General features: G+C 66.2%; 15 protein-coding genes. 9 read left to right on the top strand and 6 right to left on the bottom strand.

All coding sequences use genetic code 11. The annotated features are described in order from the left end of the window. The first annotated feature begins 22 nt into the window (after positions 1-22). The 4 genes from E3T43_RS09780 to E3T43_RS09765 are packed head-to-tail and all read left to right on the top strand — an operon-like array spanning position 23 to position 2630. Positions 23-1207, top strand: coding sequence for a thiolase family protein (locus E3T43_RS09780; protein WP_134472314.1), 1185 nt, complete (start codon positions 23-25; stop codon positions 1205-1207). Next, complete coding sequence (locus E3T43_RS09775; RefSeq protein WP_092448943.1) at positions 1207-1989, top strand: SDR family NAD(P)-dependent oxidoreductase; 783 nt, start codon at positions 1207-1209, stop codon at positions 1987-1989. The genes E3T43_RS09780 and E3T43_RS09775 overlap by 1 nt, the downstream gene beginning before the upstream one ends. A gap of 42 nt (positions 1990-2031) precedes the next feature. Further along, positions 2032-2337, top strand: coding sequence for a hypothetical protein (locus tag E3T43_RS09770; protein WP_134472313.1), 306 nt, complete (start codon positions 2032-2034; stop codon positions 2335-2337). Beyond that, a complete protein-coding gene (locus E3T43_RS09765) occupies positions 2337-2630 on the top strand; it encodes a hypothetical protein (RefSeq protein ID WP_134472312.1) in 294 nt (97 codons plus the stop codon). The genes E3T43_RS09770 and E3T43_RS09765 overlap by 1 nt, the downstream gene beginning before the upstream one ends. On the opposite strand, the gene E3T43_RS09760 is transcribed toward E3T43_RS09765, so the two are convergent. The 3 genes from E3T43_RS09760 to E3T43_RS09750 are packed head-to-tail and all read right to left on the bottom strand — an operon-like array spanning position 2631 to position 6131. Further along, the gene (locus E3T43_RS09760) at positions 2631-3665 is read right to left on the bottom strand and encodes an agmatine/peptidylarginine deiminase (RefSeq protein ID WP_134472311.1); all 1035 of its coding nucleotides are present in this window, start codon (positions 3663-3665) and stop codon (positions 2631-2633) included. Further along, positions 3662-4633, bottom strand: coding sequence for a nitrilase-related carbon-nitrogen hydrolase (locus E3T43_RS09755; RefSeq protein ID WP_134472310.1), 972 nt, complete (start codon positions 4631-4633; stop codon positions 3662-3664). Before E3T43_RS09755 ends, E3T43_RS09760 begins: the two co-directional genes overlap by 4 nt. Positions 4634-4688: 55 nt before the next feature. Further along, positions 4689-6131, bottom strand: coding sequence for a helix-turn-helix domain-containing protein (locus E3T43_RS09750; RefSeq protein WP_134472309.1), 1443 nt, complete (start codon positions 6129-6131; stop codon positions 4689-4691). Positions 6132-6320: 189 nt separating this feature from the next. On the opposite strand from E3T43_RS09750, the gene E3T43_RS09745 reads away from it, so the two are divergent. Together E3T43_RS09745 and E3T43_RS18760 are read left to right on the top strand one after the other, a co-directional pair. Continuing rightward, the gene (locus E3T43_RS09745) at positions 6321-8171 is read left to right on the top strand and encodes a phosphoenolpyruvate carboxykinase (GTP) (RefSeq protein ID WP_134472308.1); all 1851 of its coding nucleotides are present in this window, start codon (positions 6321-6323) and stop codon (positions 8169-8171) included. Between the two features lie 219 nt (positions 8172-8390). After that, entirely contained in the window at positions 8391-11732 is a 3342-nt protein-coding gene (locus E3T43_RS18760) for a glycoside hydrolase family 38 C-terminal domain-containing protein (protein WP_166791293.1), read from the top strand. A gap of 67 nt (positions 11733-11799) precedes the next feature. Here the strand turns inward: E3T43_RS18760 and E3T43_RS09730 are convergent, their stop codons facing one another. Further along, the gene (locus tag E3T43_RS09730) at positions 11800-13755 is read right to left on the bottom strand and encodes an ABC transporter ATP-binding protein (RefSeq protein WP_134472307.1); all 1956 of its coding nucleotides are present in this window, start codon (positions 13753-13755) and stop codon (positions 11800-11802) included. Positions 13756-13822: 67 nt separating this feature from the next. Here E3T43_RS09730 and E3T43_RS09725 point away from each other — a divergent pair, with 67 nt between their 5' ends. From E3T43_RS09725 to E3T43_RS09715, 3 genes are read left to right on the top strand one after another with little or no spacing between them, the layout of a single operon-like run. Continuing rightward, entirely contained in the window at positions 13823-14779 is a 957-nt protein-coding gene (locus E3T43_RS09725; RefSeq protein ID WP_134441958.1) for an ABC transporter ATP-binding protein, read from the top strand. Then, entirely contained in the window at positions 14776-15660 is an 885-nt protein-coding gene (locus E3T43_RS09720; protein WP_134472306.1) for an ABC transporter permease, read from the top strand. Before E3T43_RS09725 ends, E3T43_RS09720 begins: the two co-directional genes overlap by 4 nt. Further along, positions 15657-16499 (top strand): ABC transporter permease, encoded by an 843-nt coding sequence (locus E3T43_RS09715; RefSeq protein WP_134472305.1) that lies wholly within the window; start codon positions 15657-15659, stop codon positions 16497-16499. Before E3T43_RS09720 ends, E3T43_RS09715 begins: the two co-directional genes overlap by 4 nt. Positions 16500-16553: 54 nt before the next feature. On the opposite strand, the gene E3T43_RS09710 is transcribed toward E3T43_RS09715, so the two are convergent. Beyond that, the gene (locus tag E3T43_RS09710; RefSeq protein ID WP_198414343.1) at positions 16554-17906 is read right to left on the bottom strand and encodes an MFS transporter; all 1353 of its coding nucleotides are present in this window, start codon (positions 17904-17906) and stop codon (positions 16554-16556) included. Between the two features lie 205 nt (positions 17907-18111). After that, positions 18112-18468 carry a hypothetical protein gene (locus E3T43_RS09705; RefSeq protein ID WP_134441963.1) on the bottom strand — a complete coding sequence of 119 codons (357 nt, stop codon included), beginning with the start codon at positions 18466-18468 and terminating at the stop codon, positions 18112-18114. Between the last annotated feature and the right edge of the window lie 150 nt (positions 18469-18618).

Genomic DNA, 18618 nt, shown 5'->3' with positions numbered 1-18618 from the left:
CCGGCGGGCCTAGGCTGGGGGCATGAGCAATGAAGCTGTCATCATCGACGTTCTGCGCACCCCGTCGGGCCGGGGCAAACCCGGTGGAGCCCTGGACGGCATCCATCCGGCCGACCTCCTGGCCACGGTGCTGCGTGAGTTGGTCAGCCGCAACAACCTCGACCCGGCACTGATCGATGACGTGATCGGCGGCTGTGTCAGCCAAGCCGGCGAGCAGGGCAATAACGTGACCCGCACCGCCCTGCTGAGTGCCGGCTTTCCGCACACCGTGCCCGGCACCACGATCGATCGGCAGTGCGGCTCGAGCCAGCAGGCCGCCACTTTCGCCGCCCAGGCCGTGATGAGCGGCAACGCCGACGTGGTGATCGCCTGCGGCGTCGAGTCGATGAGTCGGGTACCCCTCGGGTCTACGGCCGGCGGGCAGGACCCGTTCGGCACGCTCATGCACGAGCGTTACCCCGATGGCCTGGTCAACCAGGGGGTGTCGGCCGAGCTCATCAATCAGAAGTGGAACCTGGGCCGCGACGCCCTCGACAACTACGCGGCCCGCTCGCACCGGCTCGCCGCATCGGCGGCTGACCGGGGTGATTTCGGCGGCGAAATCGTGGCCGTCACCCGGCCGGACGGCAGCGTGATCAGTGAGGACGAGACCATCCGCCCGGGCACCTCGCATGCTTCACTGGCCGGACTGCGCCCCGCCTTTCGTACCGACGCGCTCGCGGAACGCTTTCCGAAGCTCGGCTGGCACGTCACGGCCGGCAACTCCTCACCGCTCACCGATGGCGCCTCGGCGACCCTGATCATGAGCGCCAAGAGGGCCGCGCAGCTCGGTCTGAACCCGCGCGCCCGGTTTCACAGCTTCACCGTGGTGGGAAGCGACCCCATGCTTATGCTGACCGGCGTGATTCCGGCGACCCAGCGCATCCTCTCGCGGGCCGGCCTCGCCATCGACGATATCGACGCCTACGAGATCAACGAGGCCTTCGCGAGCGTGCCGCTGGCCTGGCTGCGCGAACTTCACGCCGACCCCGATTGCCTCAACCCGCGCGGCGGCGCCATCGCCCTCGGCCACGCGCTCGGTTCCTCGGGCACGCGCCTGCTCGGCACGCTGCTCAATCACCTCGAAATGACCGGCGGTCGCTGGGGCCTGCAGGCCATGTGCGAGGGCGGCGGCATGGCCAACGCCACCTTGATTGAGAGGCTCTAATGCAGATTGACGGATGCTCCGCCCTCATTACCGGAGGCGCCTCCGGCCTCGGCCTGGCCTGCGTTCGCACCCTGCACGAAGCCGGCGCATCCGTCGTATTGCTGGATCTCCCCGGCGCTCCCGGCGACGCAATTGCCGCCGAGCTCGGCGACCGGGCCCGCTTCGTGGCGGGCGACGTGACGAGCGCCGGCGACGTGCAGGCCGCCGTCGACGCGGCGGTGGCCCAAGCGCCGCTTCGCATCGTGATCAATTGCGCCGGCATCGCGCCCGGCGCCCGCACGGTCGGCCGCGACGGCCCGCTGCCGCTTGAAGATTTTGAGCGGGCGATTCGCATCAACCTGATCGGAACCTTCAACGTCGTGCGGCTGGCTGCCGCCGCGATGCAGCTCACCGAACCCGTCGGAGACCCGGGCCGCCAGGGCGGCGCCGAACGCGGCGTCATCGTCAACACCGCCTCGGTCGCTGCCTTCGACGGGCAAATCGGGCAGGCCGCCTATGCCGCGTCCAAGGGCGGCGTCGCCGCGATGACGCTTCCGCTCGCCCGCGAATTCGCGCAGAGCCTGATTCGAGTGATGTCGATCGCGCCCGGCATCTTCGACACGCCCATGCTGCAGGGGCTGCCGCAGCCGGTGCGGGATTCTCTCGGAGCCCAGGTGCCGCATCCGTCCCGGCTCGGTGACCCTCAGGAGTTCGCATTCCTGGTGCGGCATATCATTGAGAATCCCATGCTCAATGGGGAAACTATCCGCCTTGACGGGGCGATTCGGATGCAGCCGAAGTAGAGCTGTAGGTTCGAAGGAACGACTCTTCAGGGGAACTATCGTATGGCAGTGATATTCGGCACGATCCTCGTTCTGGCCGGGTTCGCCTGTGCCGTCTACGGGGTATTGCTCGTGGCCTGGGCGAACCCAACGACGCCGCTGCCCATGTTCACCAGCGCACCGAGCCGGCCACGGGCATCCGTTTTGTTGAATGTCGGAGCCGTCGCGCTGGTGATCTGGGGCGCGAACCTCATGACGCCGGAGATCGGCGCCTGGGCTTTCGTGCTGCTCACCATTGCCGTGCTGGGACCGTTCATCGTGATTCGCGCCTGGCACAATGGGCGGGTCGCCAGAGGGGCACAGCGCTAATGGAGCTTCTGCTGGGCGTCATTCTCGTCGCCATCTCGACCGCCCTCGGTCTGGCAGGAGCTGCGAGAATATCGGGGCAGAATCGAGGCTCGGGAAACTATGTGAATCCCACGGTTCGCCAGAAGCTGCCCATGCTGGGCTGGAGAATTCTCCACGTCGGCCTACTGGTTTTCGGCGTCCAGCTACTGCACAACGAGCTGGGCACTGTGGCCTATCTCATGTTCGGAATCGTCGTCGTTCTGCCGTTGATCTTCGCACTGTGGCGCAACGCGCGTCGCCCGGTCGAGGCCTGATCAGGCAGGCAGCGGCGCAGTCGGCTGCTGCTGCGTAATGCAGTGGATGCCGCCGCCCCGCGCAAACAACGGCCGCGCGTCGACCGACACCAAGCGGCGCCCGGGATAGGCGGCCGCGAGCACGTCGCGGGCCAGGGAATCGGCCCGCTCCTCGCCGAAGCTGCAGGCGATGACGCCGCCGTTGACGACGAGATGATTGACGTAGCTGTAGTCCACGAACCCCTCGTCGTCGCTCAGCACAGCGGGCGCCGGCAGGTCGATGATTGTGAACGATCGCCCGGCCGCGTCGTGCGCGTCGGCCAGCAGGCCGCGAAATTCGCGGGTGAGCGGGTAGTCGGGGTGACCCGGATCGTTCTGGGCGTGCAGCAAAATCGTGCCCGGCGATGGCAGCGCGGCGACCATATCGATGTGCCCACGGGTGCCGAATCGCTCGTGGTCGCGGGTGAGGCCGCGTGGCAGCCAGACGACGTGCTCCGCGCCGATCGTGCGGCGAAGCTCCGCCTCGACCGAGGCGCGCGTGGCGCCGGGGTTGCGACCCGAATCGAGTTGCACGCTCTCCGTCGCCAGCACGGTTCCTGCGCCGTCGACGTGGATTCCGCCGCCCTCGTTCACGAGCGCGGACGACACGACTGCTGCACCGGCGGCATTCGCTACGAATCGGCTGATCTTCGAATCGTGGTCCCAGGTGGCCCAGTCCTGGCCGCCCCAGCCGTTGAAGGTCCAGTCGACGGCGCCGAGCCGGCCGGTGTCTTCGTGCACGAAACTCGGGCCGATGTCGCGCATCCAGCTGTCGTTCAGCGGAGCCTCGAGCACCTCGATCTCGGCCGACAGATAGCGCCGGGCTACGGCGCGCTCGGCGGGGTCGACGACCATGCGCACGGGTTCGAATTCGGCCACGGCGTGGGCGACCGCCGCCCAGGTGCGGCGGGCTTCGTGGGCTTCAGTCGCAGTGTCGCCGAGGGTGTAGCCGCCCACCGGAAACGCCATCCACACACGGTCCTGCGGCGCGGTTTCGGCCGGCATGCGCCAGGTCATACGGTCGCCGATCCGAACGGATGTGCCGGGTCGACCGGCGCGACCAGCCCGGCATAACTGTCCGGGCGTCGAGTCATCAGGAAGGGAAACAGGGCGAGCCACTCCTCGCGCTGGGTCAGGTCCAGGTCGGCCACGAGCGCCACCGACTCGCCGCGAGGCGCCTGCACGAGCACCCGTCCGAACGGGTCGGAGATGAACGACGAGCCGTAAAAGGTGAGGTCGCCCTCGTCGCCGTGCCGGTTCGGCACGACCACGAACAGTCCGCTCGTGATGCCGTTGGCCACGATGACCTGCTGCCAGATCGGCTGGGTGTCGAAGTTCGGAAACAGCGGTTCCGATCCGATCGCGGTCGGGTAGGCGAGAATTTCGGCGCCGCCAAGTCCGTACAGCCGGGAGACCTCGGGAAACCACTCGTCCCAGCAGGTCGGTAGCCCCAGGCGCGCACCGGCCACGTCGTAGACCGGGTACGCGTCCTCGGCCGGCCCCGGCCGAAAGTAGGTGTCCTCGTAATACCCGGCCGTGACCGGGATATGCATTTTGCGCGTGCGACCGAGGAGTTCGCCGGCTGGCGACACCAGAATGGCCGTGTTGTAACCGCGTGGGTCGTTCGGTTCGTCGGCTTCAGCCGGCTGCTCGAACAGCGAGGCGTGCACGATAACGCTGTGCAGCCGCGCCTGTTCGGCCGCGAAAGCGAAGGTGGGGCCGCCCAGGAGCTGCTCGGCATCCGCTTTGGGAATGCCGGTGGCTCGTACATTGCCGGGGTATTTGCTAAGGGTCAGTTCCGGCAGAAACACGATGCGGGCGCCAGACTCAGCCGCCAAACGGATGCCCTCGGCCAGCTCCGCCTCGAGCGCCGCGTCGTCCGCGTGCCAGCGATGCTGCACGAGACCGACGCGCAGGGGAGTCCGGTCGGGCGCGCGCACCCGGGTGGGCGAGGCGGGGCTAATCGGGGCCTCGATCAGTCTCATGCGGTCTCCTGGGTACTATTGGCGATCAAACCTGATCCCAATCTACATAACCCGGCTACTCTGCCGCGTGCGCCTCCAAAAACGCATAGACCTCGGAGTCGTCGACCCCGGGAAACGTGCCGGACGGCAGCGGCGACAGCACGTGTGCGTGCAGCCGGGCGCTCGGCCAGGCCCGGCCGGACCAGCGTGCGGCCGCATCCGAGTTCGGCCGACGACAGCACGACTCATCGGGACAGCGCGACACCGTACGCTGCGTGGTCTCCCGCCCGCGAAACCACTTCGCCTGCGCAAACGGAACGCCGACGCTGATCGAAAACTCACCGGCATCCGTTGACCCGGTCTGCGTCGCCGACCAAAACGTGCCGGCCGGGGTGTCGGTGTACTGGTAGTACTCGGTGGTGCGGTTGGTGTGGGTGAAGGCGCTGCGGGCGCTCCACTGCTTGCAGACGTACTGGCCCTCGATCGACCCGGTCACGTCCACCGGAAACGGCAGATCGTCGTTCTCGTACCCCTTTTGCAGAGCGCCGTCGCCGTTGACGCGCAGAAAGTGCAGGGTCATATCGAGGTGCGAGGTGGCGAGGTTGGTCAGCCGCAACGCTGCAGCCTCATGGGTCACGCCGAAGGTGTCGCGAAAGTCCTCCACCGACAGCTCGCGCTCCTGCTTGGCATTCGACAGAAAGGCGACGGATGCCTCGCGCGGCATCAAACAGGCCGCCGCGAAGTAGTTGATCTCGAGCCGCTGCCAGAGGAACTCCGCGTAGCTGCCCGGCCGTTCGTGCCCGAGCAGCCGGTGCCCCATCGCCTGCAGGGCCATCGACCGCAGGCCGTGCCCGCCGGGAATCGACGCGGGCGGCAGGTAGATGCGCCCATTGGCCAGGTCGGTCACCGAGCGGGTGGAGTTGGGCAGATCGTTCACGTAGATCAGGCTGAATCCGAGCTGATCGGCCATGACGCTGACCTCGCGGTGGGTGAGCGCGCCGGAGACATGGCCGCTCGCGCGCACCCGTTCCTCGACCAGTTCCTCGATGGCCGGCAGATAGTTGCCCTGTTCCCGCATCCGCTCGCGCAGTTCGGTGTTAGCTCGCCGCGCCTCTTCCGGCGTCGCGATGGCTTCGCTGGCCCGGCGGGACAGCTCCCGGTGCAGGCCGAGCAGCGATTCGATGGCGGGCAGCGGCATCCCCTTAGTGACTTTTACGACGGGTAGGCCGAGGGCCCCGTAGAGCGGATTTTTCTGGGCACGGTCCAGTTCGATCTCGAGCGCCGCCCGATTGTTTGGAGCTTCGCGGCGCAGCAGCTCGGCCAGGTCCACAGCGAGGGCCGTCGCGAGATCCTGCAGGGTCGACAGCTTCGGCTCGCGGCGGCCGTTCTCGATCAGCGACAGCTGACTGCCGGCGAGGTGAACGAGCGCACCCAGTTGGTCGAGGGTGAGACCGCGCTCCCCCCGAAAGTGACGGATGCGATGGCCGAGCAGGATCAGATCGGAGGCTTGAGGCGACATTCCTTAACGATATCTAAAGAACTGCATTTCTTAAGTAGCAATATTGCGGGTTTGGGGCTCAAAGCAGGGCCATTGTTGGTGTGTAAGACGAAATTATGGTTTCGCAGAGCGTCTGACAGCAACGGGGCCCGACGTTTTTGACCACTTCGCAACTTTTTCTTGATACCCGGCGACCGGAAAGGCCAGCATATGACTCTCACCAACTCTTCCCTCCAGACCAACGGGGATTCGTACCCGACGCGCACGGGCAGCACCGACCCCAACCTGCAGGCCTGGGTTGATGAGATTGCCCGCCTGACCGAGCCCGACGCGATCGTCTGGTGCGACGGCTCCAAGCGCGAGGCCAACGAGCTCTCCAAACTGCTCGTCGCCTCCGGCCAGCTCATCCGCCTAAACCCGGAATGGCGCCCCAACAGCTTTCTCGCCCGCACCAACCCGAAAGACGTTGCCCGCGTCGAAAACCGCACCTTCATCTGCTCCAACGATGAAGCGGATGCCGGCCCCACCAATAACTGGGCCGCACCGGTCAAGATGCGCGCCGAACTGCGTGGTGTCTTCGCTGGCAGCATGCGCGGTCGCACAATGTACATCGTGCCGTTCTCGATGGGCCCGCTCGGCGGACCCATCTCGCAGCTGGGCGTTGAGATCACCGATTCCCCCTATGTCGTGCTCAACATGGGCATTATGACGCGGATGGGCGAGACCGTGCTGACCATGATCGAAGCCGGCGACCCGTGGGTGCACACCGTGCACAGCGTCGGGTACCCGCTCGTCGACGCATCGGGAATCACCCGTCCCGACGTGGAATGGCCCTGCAACGATGACAAATACATCGTGCAGTTCCCCGACACCCGCGAGGTCTGGTCCTACGGCTCCGGCTACGGCGGAAACGCCCTGCTCTCCAAGAAGTCCTTTGCGCTGCGCATCGCGTCGGTGATGGGCCGCGATCAGGGCTGGCTGGCCGAGCACATGCTGATCATCAAGCTGATCTCACCCGAGGGTGGCGTGTTCCACGTGGCAGCAGCCTTCCCCTCCGCCTGTGGCAAGACGAACCTGTCGATGCTGCGCCCGACCATTCCTGGCTGGAAGGTCGAGACCATCGGCGACGACATCGCGTGGCTGCGCCAGGGCGAAGACGGACGCCTCTGGGCGATCAACCCGGAAGCCGGCTTCTTCGGAGTCGCCCCCGGAACCGGTGAAACCACCAACCCGACCGCCGTCTCCACCATGTGGGGCAACACGATCTTCACCAACGTCGCCCTGCGTGACGACGGAGATGTCTGGTGGGAAGGGCTCACCGACAAGGCTCCCGATCACCTGATCGACTGGGAGGGCAAGGACTGGACGCCCGACTCCGGTCGAACCGCCGCCCACCCGAACTCGCGCTTCACCGTAGCGGCCGCCCAGTGCCCGTCGATCGCCGACGACTGGGAAGCGGCCGGCGGCGTACCGATCGACGCCATCGTCTTCGGCGGCCGTCGAGCGACCAACGTTCCGCTGGTCGCCCAGGCCCGAAGCTGGAAGCACGGCGTCTTCATGGGAGCCACGATCTCCTCCGAGAAGACCGCGGCCGCTGACGGCATCGTCGGCGAGCTGCGTCGCGACCCGTTCGCGATGCTGCCGTTCTGCGGCTACAACATGGCCGACTACTGGGGCCACTGGCTCAAGGTCGGCAAGGAACTCGGCATCAACGCCCCGGCGATCTTCCAGGTGAACTGGTTCCGCAAGGGCCCGGACGGCGACTTCATCTGGCCCGGATTCGGTGAGAACTCGCGGGTTCTCGAATGGATGATTCGTCGCATCGAGGGCAGCGCCGACGCCGTCGACACCCCGATCGGACTGCTCCCGGCCGAAGGTGCGCTGAACCTGGACGGTCTCGACCTGTCCAAGGAATCCGTTGACCAGCTGTTTGCGATCGACCAGACCAGCTGGCTCGCCGAGTGCGACCTCACAGAAGAATACTTCGACAAGTTCGGCGACAAGGTGCCGCCGGCATTGCGCGCCGAACTCGCAAGCGTGCGCTACCACCTCAAGGACTAGTTCCTGCAGTGCGAACGGCCCCGTCACGCAGGTGGCGGGGCCCTTCGTGTACCTCCCGTGCGTGCATTACTTTCCGGGCCCGGGCCCGGAAAGCGGGCCCATGATCTATCGTGGGCCGGGTGTCACAAGGTGGGCCCAGGGCCTCAGATACCGGCATCGCGCAGGACCCCGCCGGGAACCGGCCGAACGGCCCGCGCGCGGCGGTCGTAGGATGCCAGCATGCATGACGACAGCGCACTGGTCGAGGCCCGGCTGAACCGGTTCGTTCTCGAACGGCTGCAGCCGGCGATCTACCGGGCCACAGCGCCGCTCACGGTCACCGCCTGGGTCGCGCCGGGGGAGCCGGTCTCGTTTGCCGAAGCGGTCTCGCATCCGTTTGAACCATTCGTCGTCGGCGAGTCGTGGGGAAGGCCGTGGGGAACTGTCTGGTTTCATCTCACCGGACTGGTACCGCCCCAATGGGCCGGCCTGGCCGATACCCGCATCGAGGTCCTCGTCGACCTCGGGTTCACCGTCGCTGTGCCGGGCTTCCAGGCCGAGGGCACCGCCTACAGCTCAAATGGCCGGGTGCTCAAGGGCGTGGAATCGTTGAATCGCACCGTGACGGTGGTCGGCGACACCATTGACCTCTATATCGAGGCCGCCGCTAACCCTAATATCGCCGCCGACTTCAGCTTCACTCCCACCCTGCTCGGCGATCTTGGCACCGCCGGCAGCACGCCGCTGTACCTGCTTCGCCAAGCGGATGTCGCCCAGCGCGATACGCAGGTCTGGCAGCTCGCGCAGGACGTGTTCACACTCGACGGACTGCGCCGCGAGCTTTCGGCCGCATCGCCGCGGCGGGCGAACATTCTGCGCGCCCTGGAACGCTGCCTCGATCTGCTCGACCCCGACGATGTGGGCGGCACCGCGGAAGCCGGACGCGCCGCCCTGGCTCCGGTGCTCGCCAGCCCAGCCGACGCCAGCGCGCACCGGGTGCACGCGGTCGGCCACGCGCACATCGACAGCGCCTGGCTCTGGCCGGTACGCGAGACCGTGCGCAAGGTCGCGCGCACCTGGTCCAACGTGCTCGACCTGATCGACCGTCACCCCGATTTTGTGTTCGCGGCCTCGTCGGCGCAGCAGTATGCCTGGCTCCAGCAGTTCTACCCGGAGCTGTTCGAGCGCGTGCGTAAAGCCGTCGCGGCCGGCAACTTCGTTCCGATCGGAGGGATGTGGGTTGAATCCGACACGAACATGCCCGGCGGCGAGGCCCTGGCCCGGCAATTCGTGGCCGGCAAGGGGTTCTTTCTGCGCGAGTTCGGGGTGGAACCGCTGGAAGTCTGGCTGCCCGACTCGTTCGGCTACTCCGCGGCACTTCCTCAAATCGTGCGTGCCGCCGGCAGTCGCTGGTTTCTCACCCAGAAGCTGTCCTGGAACGACACGAATCTGTTTCCGCACCACAGCTTTCTCTGGGAAGGTCTCGACGGCAGTCGCGTCTTCACTCACTTTCCACCGGTTGCCGACTACAACGCGCAGCTCTCCGGTCTGGAACTGGCCAGGGCCGAGCGGTTGTTCGCGGAGAAGGGCGTGGCCAATACCTCGCTCGTGCCGTTCGGTTGGGGCGACGGTGGCGGCGGTCCGACCGAGGAGATGATCGCCGCTGCCCACCGTACCGCGTCGCTTGAGGGATCGCCGACGGTCGAACTGTCCAGCCCGCGGCGGTTCTTTGAAGCGGCGGAGGCCGAGTATGCGGCGCCGCCGGTCTGGTCGGGCGAGTTGTATCTGGAGTTTCACCGCGGCACGCTCACCTCCCAGGCTCGCACCAAGCAGGGGAATCGGCGTTGCGAGCACCTGCTGCGGGAGGCGGAACTGTGGGCGACGACGGCCGCCGTGCGCGTGGGGGCGCAGTATCCACGCGCGGCACTCGAGAACGCTTGGCAGACGGTGTTGCTGCAGCAGTTCCACGACATCCTTCCGGGGTCATCGATCGCCTGGGTGCACCAGCAGGCCGAGCGCGAGTATGTGCGGGTCGCTGGCGCGCTGGAGGGGGTGATCGAGGCATCCGTTCGTGCGCTCGTCGGGCCGGGCGATGGCGCGGTCGTGCTCAATGCGGGGCCGTATGCGCGGGCGGGCGTGCCGGCGCTCGGCGGCAGCGCGAGCGCCGATACTCGGGGTGCCGATACTCTCGGCGCCGGTGCTGCGGGTGACGAGGCGACGAGCGCGGAGGGTACGGGCCGGGATGCTGGGGAGACTGCTCCCGTGCGCGCTTCCGCGACTGCGGTGGGGGACGCTGCCGCCGCGCACGCCGGGGCCATAATCTCACGCACTCCGGCCGGCTGGGTCCTGACGAACGAGCACGTCTCCGTCACGATCGACGACGACGGACTGTTCACCTCGCTGTACGACCGGCACGTTGACCGCCAGGTCGTGCCGGCCGGAGCGCGAGCCAACCTGCTCACCCTGCACCGGGACACCCCCACCCAGTGGGATGCCTGGGACATCGACACCCCGCATGCGCGCCTGTTCGCGGAACTCACCGATGCCGACTCGGTTGAGCAGCTCAACCAGCTCCCGGTCGGTCAGGTCGGCGTGCGCGTCACACGACGATTTGGCGAGTCTTCGGTCGTCGAAGATGTGACTCTCACGTCGGATTCAAGCGCGATCGACCTGCACGTCAAAATCGACTGGCATGAGCGGCAGAAGCTGCTGCGACTGAACTTTCCGCTCGACGTCAAGGCCGACCGGGCCTCCTCCGAGATCCAGTTCGGGCACATATTCCGCCCGACGCATGCGAACACCTCCTGGGATGCTGCCCGTTTCGAAACCGTCGCCCACCGCTGGGTCCACGTCGGCGAACCGGGTTTCGGCGTCGCGGTTGCCAACGACTCCACCTATGGCCACGCGATCATCCGCACCGCGTTTGCTCCAGGCGAAACGGATGCTCCGCGGCGTGACCCCGGCACCGGGCAGGACGCGAACGCAGCTGGGTATTCCAGCCCCGGCGAGGATGCCAGCATCAGCCAGGGTTCCCGCCGTGACGGAGAAGTCCGCGTCGGCAGCACCGCCAGCCCCGACCGGGTGACGGATACGGCCCCGCCCGCAGCGGCGGCCCGCATCGGCACGACCGTTGCACTGACTCTGCTACGGGCCGCCGTCTATCCCGACCCGACCGCCGATCAGGGCGAGCACGAATTCCGCGTCGCCCTCCGCGTCGGCGCGAGTATTCCCGACGCGGTATATGAGGGCTACCGGCTGAACCTACCGCTGCGCACCGTGGCGGGCATCGGCTCTACGCCGGTCGAGCCGCTCTTCACGCTCGACAACCCGGCCGTGGTCATCGAGGCGGTCAAGCTCGCCGAAGACGGCAGTGGCGACGTGATCGTGCGGCTCTACGAGGCGCACGGGACCCGGTCCCGGGCCCGGGTCATCCGCTCATTCGCCGCAGCCGAAGCACACGAGACGGACCTGCTCGAGCGCCCAGTCGCACCGGCCGCCATCATTGCGACGGATGACGCCGTCCTGACCCTGGAATTGCGCCCGTTCCAGCTGGTGACGCTGCGCTACCCTTCCATCCAGTGAACGCGAGAGCGCAAAAAGTGCCCGATTGAGAGTTCCAATCGGGCACTTTTTGCGCTCTCGCGGGGTGTTAGACCAGCAACTGGTGCTTGGCCAGGTCGCGATATAGGGGGGTGGAGACGACGAGTTCGGAGTGGGTGCCGACGCCGACGACCTCGCCGTGGTCGAGGACCACGATTTGGTCGCTGTCGACCACGGTGGACAGGCGGTGCGCGATCACGATGAGCGTGCGGTCCACCGCGACGGCGTCGATGGCTTCGCGCATCATCTGCTCGTTCTTGCCGTCGAGGCTGGAAGTAGATTCATCGAGCAGAAGAATCGGCGGGGCCGCGAGCAGCGCCCGGGCGATCGCGAGCCGCTGGCGTTCTCCGCCGGAGAGTTTCACACCCGATTCGCCGACCGCCGCGCCGAGCCCGGCTGGGTCGCGGTCGAGCACTTCACCCAGATTGACCGCCTGCAGCACCTTGATGCAGTCCTCATCGGTGGCATCGGGGGTGGCGAGCGTGAGATTGTCGCGCAGCGAACCGGCCAGGACCGGGGCGTCCTGCTCGACGTAGCCGATCTGCGCGCGCAGCGCGGTGCGATCCAGCGAACGAATATCCAGCCCACCGAGCCGCACGGTGCCGTCCGAGACATCGTAGAACCGCTCGATCAGGGCGAGGATGGTGCTCTTGCCAGCGCCGCTGGGCCCGACAAGGGCGGTGCGCAGCCCGCGCGGAGCGCTGAACGAGACTCCTTTAAGCACCGGGCGCGGGTCCAGGGAAGACTCCCCGATGGAATCGGCGTCGAGATCAGCGTCCGTTTCGACCGAGCCGGCAGTATCCGTTGTCGGCGCAGCGTCTGAACCAGCGGCGACCTCAACCTGAGCCACCGCGTAGCCGAAGTGCACGTTCTCGAAGCTGATCGCGGCGGCTTCCGGGTTGACCTTGTCGTTGGCGGCGCCGACCGTCATGGCGAGCGGCGCGATGTCGCGGTCGAACTGATCCTCGGCGGGCAGGTCGATAATCTCCTGGATGCGGCCGAGCGCTCCGAGAGCCGCGTTGACCGAGGTGATTGCGCCGAAGAACTGGCCGAGCGGCATAATCATCATGAACAGGAACAGAATGAACGCGACCAGGTTGGCCACGGTGATGGCGTCGCTCGCAACGCGAAAACCGCCGACGCCCAGCACGACCAGGAAAGACACCTGCATGGCGATGCCGGCGATCGGCACGACGAGGGCACTGATCTTAGCGACCTGGATACCCATGCGCCAGGCGCCGCGGGCATCTTCTTCGATCACGGACGTCTCACGCTCGGTCGCGTTCGCGGCGCGCACGGTGCGAATGGCGCTGATGGCACGCTCAACGCTCGCGGCGAGGTCACCGACCTTCGCCTGCGCGGCCTGGCTCGCGGTGCGGATGCGCCGGGACAACAGGGTGACGGTGACCACGGACACCGCGATCACGAGCACGGTCAGCCCGAGCAGAACCGGGTCGATGATGAGCATGGCCACGAGCGCGCCGATGAAGGTGAGCGAGCCGCCGATCGCTTCGACCAGCCCCTGCGTGAGCACCGCGCGCAGCAGCGTGGTATCGCTGCCGACGCGGGAGACGAGGTCGCCGGTGCGGCGCGCATCGAACTCGCTGATCGGCAGGCGCAGCAGGCGTCCGACCAGCTTGCGGCGGCTGGAGAGCACGACTCCCTCACCGGTGCGCTGCAGCAGGTAGTGCTGGTACCCGCTGATCAGGCCCGAAATTACCACGAGCACAATGAGTACTCCAACCAGCGAACCGAGCGGGTCACCGGCCTGCACGATCGTGATGACCTGACTCACCAGCAGCGGCTGGGCCAGGCTCGCGGCCGCACCGAGCACGCTCAGGACGATGACGACGCCGAGCACCTTCTTGTGCTCGAACAGGTAGGGCAGCAGTTGGCTGAACTTCGCGCGCGGACCGGTCGGGGCTGGCCGGCCGCGTCGGCCGCGCGGCGGTTTGACGGCCTTCTGGGCAGCGGATGAATCGGGCGTGCGGGTTGCGGTGGTCACTGATGAATCTTAACCGCCGCAGATGCGAACCATCCCCACCGGAGCGGGGGCGGTCTAGGTTAGAACTGTGCCAGCGCCTGTCATCGCCACCCAGAATCTCGTCAAGAGTTATCCTGTCAAAAACTCGAAAGATTTCGTCGCCGTCGACGGGATCAGTTTCGAGGTGGCCCCGGGGGAGTCCTTCGGGTTGCTCGGCCCCAACGGCGCCGGAAAATCCACGACGATGCGCATGATCGGCGCGGTGTCCACCCGCACGAGTGGCGACCTCACGGTGCTCGGCCTCGACCCGAACCGGTACGGTCCCGAGATTCGTTCCCAACTCGGCGTGGTGCCGCAGGAGAACAACCTCGACCTCGAGCTGAAGGTGCGGGAAAATCTGCTGGTCTACGGCCGCTACTTCGGGCTGCCGCGCGCCCGAGTCGCCCGCAGGGCTGACGAACTGCTCGAGTTCGCCCAGCTCCAGGACAAGGCCACAGCCAAGGTCGACGACCTCTCCGGTGGCATGAAACGGCGCCTCACCATCGCCCGGGCGCTTATCAACGACCCGCGCATCCTGCTGCTCGACGAGCCGACCACCGGACTCGACCCGCAGGCACGCCACATTCTCTGGGATCGACTGTTTCGACTCAAGGAGCAGGGCACGACGCTGCTCGTCACCACCCACTACATGGACGAAGCCGAGCAGCTCTGCGACCGCCTCATCGTCGTCGACAAGGGCCGCATCATGGCCGAGGGTTCTCCGGCCGACCTGATCCGCCGGTATTCCTCCCGCGAGGTCCTCGAGGTGCGCTTCGGCTCAGCCCAGAACGCCGAGGTCGCCGACCGCCTTCAGAGTTTCGGCGGCAGCGGTTTCGGCGAACGGGTCGACGTGCTGCCCGACCGCATTCTGGTCTACAGCGATAGCGGCGAGCGAGAATTAGAGCGGATGACCGCGGCCGGCCTGCACCCGATCACGAGCCTGGTACGCCGTTCCAGCCTCGAGGACGTGTTCCTCCGTCTCACCGGCCGAAACCTGATCGAATGAGTGCGAGCGATTTCGACAACGCTCGGGATGCTGGTGGGGCGACCGACAGCATCCGTTCGCAGGCAGTCGCGGCGGCTGTCGTCTCGGCCGCCCGCACCCGCCGCTACGGCTCCTGGTATGTGGCCGAGCACCGGTTTCGGGTCATGCGGTCGTACGCGCAGACGGTGCTGTTCACCGCGATCGGCAGCCCGCTCGTCTACCTCTACGCGATGGGCGTTGGCCTGGCCAGCCTGGTCGACGGCAATCTCGGCGACAACGCCGTCAACGGGGTCAGCTACCTCGAATTTCTCGCACCGGCGCTGCTCGCGAGCAGCGCGATTGCAGTTGCCTCCGAGGAGTTCAGCTACCCGATCATGCTCGGCTTCAAATGGAACCCGACCTTCTTCGGTATGAACGCGAGTGCGATTCAACCCGGTCAGATCATCAACGGCATCGTCATCTCGGTAGCGGCACGCATGCTGCTCACCTGCGCCATCTTCTATGTCTTCATGCTCATTTTTGGTGCGGTTCCTGGCCCGCTCGGCGCCGTGGCGGTGCTCGTGGCGCTACTCACCGGCCTCTCGTTCGGCGCGCTCCTGATGGCGTACACGGCCACCCTCAAGGACGACACCGGCCAGCTCGCCATGGTGCAGCGCTTCGTGATTCTGCCGATGACGCTGTTCTCCGGCACGTTCTTTCCGCTCGACGTGCTGCCGACCTACCTGCAGTGGCTCGGCTGGATCTCACCGCTCTGGCACGGCACCGAACTGTCCCGCGTCTTCGCCTATGGCCGACCGGAACCGATCTGGCTGAGCGTCCTGCACGCGCTCTATCTGGCCGCCCTGCTCGCTGTCGGCTGGATTTGGGCGCGTCGCCTCACGGCCGCGAGGTTGAACAAATGAGGTTTTCGTCGACGCTCGTCACTGCTGCTCGCCCACCACGGCTGTTCGGAAGCCGTGGTGTCGGTAAGTATTACGCCGGTAATGCGCGCAGCGTGATGGCGCGCGGCTGGCGCGCGACGCGCAGCACCAACTCGCTCGTTGTGCTCAGCGGAATGGTCGAGCCGATCTTTTACCTGCTGTCGATGGGCCTCGGCCTGGGGGCGCTGATCGGCCAGGTACAGACCGACGACGGCCAGAGCGTGCCGTACGCCGCTTTCATCGCCCCGGCGCTGCTCGCCGTCGCCGCGATGAACGGTGCCATCTACGATTCGACCTGGAACGTCTTCTTCAAGATGCAATTCGCCAAACTCTACGAGGGGATGCTGGCCACCGCGCTTGGCCCGCTCGACGTGGCGCTCGGCGAGATCTCGCTCGCCCTGGCGCGGGGGCTGCTCTACGCGACCGGATTCCTGCTCGTGATGCAGGCGCTCGGCCTGAACCTGTCCTGGTGGGCGCTGCTCGCGCTGCCGGCGGTGCTGCTGATCGCGTTTGGATTCGCATCCGTCGGCATGGCGGTGACCAGTTATATGAAGACGTTCCAGCAGATGGACTGGATCACCTTCGTGCTGCTACCGATGTTTTTGTTCTCGGCCACGTTCTACCCGCTGAGCGTGTATCCGCCGGGCGTTCAGTATGTGATTCAGGCGCTGCCGCTCTGGCATGGTGTCGAGCTCGTGCGCGGCCTGACCACCGGCCAGGTGGATGCTGGCCTGCTCTGGCACGTGCTCTACTACGCCGTCATGATCGTGATCGGCGTGGTCATGACCACCCGTCGCCTGAAAGCCCTGTTCCTGACATAGACAACGCTCCCCCTCGCCAGCGGCAAGGGGGAGCGGATGCTGGTGCGGCTGGACCTACCGGTGCAGGTCGAGGTCCTTCGTTTCGCGGCTCAGGATCAGCGCGATCAGGGTGATGATGCCCATGATCGAGAGGTAGATGCCGACCCAGAACGGGCTGCCCTCGCCGATTGTCCACAGCCAGACGGCGATGAACGGGGCGACGGCCGCGCCGAGAATGGAGCTCATGTTGTAGGCGAACGCGGAGCCGGTGTAGCGCACGCTGGTCGGGAACAGCTCGGGCAGCAGCGCGCCCATCGGCCCGAAGGTCATGCCCATGAGTGAGAATCCGACGATGAGGAACAGCATGACGCTGAGGTCGCCGGCACCGAGCAGGGGCACGAAGAGAAACCCGAACACGATGATGAACATGGTCACGATGATGAGCGTCTTGCGACGCCCGTGCTTGTCGGCCCACGGGCCGGAGGCGAGGGTGAAAATTCCGAAGAACACCACGCCGAGAATCATCATGAGGATGAAGGTGTTGTAGCTGAATCCGAGCCCCGGCAGCGCGGCATCCGTTGCGGCACGGCCGTAACTGAGAGTGAACGTGGTCATCAGGTAGAACAGCACGTAGGTGGCGAGCATGATGAACGTGCCGAGGATGAGTTCGCGCCAGTTCGACTTGAATACCGCAGCGAGCGGCAGCTTCTCGACACGCTTGGCCTGGACGACCTTCGTGAAGACCTCGCTTTCGACCAGGCGCAGACGCACCCAGAGTCCGACGATGACCATGACGGCCGAGAACAGGAAGGGGATGCGCCAGGCCCATTCGAGGAATGCCTCGGACGGGCGGGTCGGGTCGGTCGACGGCAGTGCGAGCGCGAGGCCGAGAAACAGGCTGTTGGCGATGATGAAGCCGAGCGGGGCGCCGACCTGGGGGAAGGTGCCGTACCAGGCACGCTTGCCGACCGGGGCGTTTTCGGTTGCCACGAGTGCAGCGCCGCTCCATTCCCCGCCGAGGGCGAAGCCCTGGGCCAGGCGCAGAATGACGAGCATGAACGGTGCCCACCAGCCGATCATGTCGTAGGTCGGCAGGAGGCCGATCAAAAACGTCGCGATGCCCATGGTGAGCAGTGCACCGACCAGGGTGGCCTTGCGTCCCTTGCGGTCACCGAAGTGGCCGAAGAACAGGGCGCCGATCGGGCGGGCGACCATGGCGGCGCCGAACACGGCGAAGGAGGCGAGCAACGCGGTGGTCTCGTTGCCGGTGGGAAAGAACAGGTGCGGAAACACGAGGACGGCGGCGGTGGCGTAAACGTAGAAGTCGTAGAACTCAATGGTCGTGCCGATGAGGCTCGCCATGATGACGCGGCTCTTCGGATTGAGCGGTGTGGTCGGCGTCGGAATTGACGCTGTGGTTGTTGACATGGGGGTGGAACGCTCCGGTGTGATGGCTGAGCGCCAACGAAACCCGCAAGTCGATCGGACTTCCCGCGGTAGCGTTTACGCACGAATGATGGTGTGGCCGCGTGTAGAGGTCACCAATTACCCTACCCCCGGGGGGTCTGGGTCAACGCGCGACAGCGGCTACTGCGCGTGAAGCACTGGTGTGCCGACTTTCGCGGGGAAAAAGCTATTTCCAGAGTACCGCGATGACCACGTTGACCAGGGTGAGGGCTCCAATGGCCCAGAGCACGAGCGATGAGACGCTCGGCTTCTTGCGGTTCACGATGACCAGCACGGTGATCACGATGAGCACGAGCAGCTTGATGCCGATTTTGGTGTTGTCGATGTGGCCGAGGGCGCCCACCTGGATGACGCCGACGAGGAGCAGGCCGGTGACCAGCTGGGTCAGCGCACCGTGGAACATGGCGGCGACGATCGCGCCCTTGCCGGCAATGATCGGCTTGATCTGCACCAGAAAGCCGCCGAGTAGCGAGGCGAGGCCGACGAAGTGCAGAATGAGCAGAATATTGCGCAGAAGGTCCATGCATTCAGCCTAGGAGGCTGCTGAATAACATGGGTTCAGCCGGCCCGGCGGGTCTCTAGAGTGTTTTTTTTGCTCCGGGGTGGGGCGTTGTGAGATCGGCTGAGCGGTCGGCACCGGTATCGGGATGTGGCGTTGCGTCCGCTCGGAGAG

This window comes from Cryobacterium sp. Hh7 (assembly GCF_004403155.1).
Taxonomy (GTDB): Bacteria; Actinomycetota; Actinomycetes; order Actinomycetales; family Microbacteriaceae; genus Cryobacterium; species Cryobacterium levicorallinum.
Note: the sequence above shows the minus strand (reverse complement) of the source record. Positions and strands in the feature narration are given on the sequence as shown.